This is a genomic window from Oleiphilus sp. HI0086 (assembly GCF_001635225.1).
Map to the genome: position 1 here is coordinate 1 of NZ_LWFZ01001233.1, position 1,001 is coordinate 1,001.

At 47.3% G+C, this 1,001-nt stretch carries 2 protein-coding genes; both read left to right on the forward strand.

Annotated elements, in window-relative coordinates; translation table 11 throughout:
* The coding region (locus tag A3756_RS21470) for a 6-phosphogluconolactonase (protein WP_197481447.1) at window positions 1–439 on the forward strand (439 nt) is incomplete at its 5' end.
* A gap of 24 nt (window positions 440–463) precedes the next feature.
* A partial coding sequence (locus A3756_RS21475; RefSeq protein WP_231875601.1) for an NAD(P)-binding domain-containing protein occupies window positions 464–1,001 on the forward strand: 538 nt, incomplete at its 3' end.

Consider the following 1,001-nt stretch of genomic DNA (forward strand, 5'->3'; position numbering starts at 1 on the left):
TGGTGAATTAGCGCAAGAAAAAGCCTTGATCGAATTCAAAGATGAAATGCTGGCTTGTCTGCCATCAGTATCTGATGGAGTGAATGCCTTTCCTATTTTTGATTGGGTTATGCTGGGTATTGGGGAAGATGGACATACTGCCTCATTGTTTCCTGGCCAAACAGATTACGACTGTGCTCAGAGTGCCGTTCAGGCGACTCAACCAAGCTCCAAGCAGGAGCGAATCTCGCTAAGTGCTTCAGTCATATCATGTGCCAAGAGAGTGACATTTATTGCCTTGGGTAAGAGTAAGGCAAGTGTCGTGCGAGAAATAGTCGATCAGGCAGAAGTCTCTAAAAGCTACCCGGCAGCCAATATTTTTTCACGAATTATTGCAAGCTCAGGGTGTGTTGAGTGGTATTTAGATGCGGAATCGGCAGCTAAACTTAGCGAGCATTAAACAAGAAATAGTCGAGGGATAATTATGGCGGATAACAAAGCAGACATTGCAGTCATTGGTCTAGCGGTAATGGGGCAAAACCTGGTTCTGAATATGAATGACCACGGTGTCAGGGTCGTTGCGTATAACCGAACGCAGAGCAAAGTATCCGAGTTTATCAAGGGTCTTGCTGCTGATACGCTAATACAAGGTGCAAATAGCCTTGAGGATATGCTGGCGAAGCTCTCCTCGCCTCGTAAAGTGATGTTAATGGTAAAAGCTGGTGAGGTGGTGGATGCCTACATTGAACAGCTACTTCCTTTGCTAGATGATGGTGATGTCATTATTGATGGGGGCAACTCCGACTATCGAGACACGGCTCGACGAGTAGAGTCATTATCTGAAAAAAATATTCACTATCTCGGTATCGGTGTTTCCGGTGGTGAAGAAGGTGCACGTTATGGGCCGTCTATCATGCCTGGTGGTGATGAGCGAGCCTGGCCGCTAGTAAAGCCTATATTTCAGGCTATTGCGGCGCGCACCGATGCTGGTGAAATTTGCTGCGACTGGGTTGGCTCGGGCG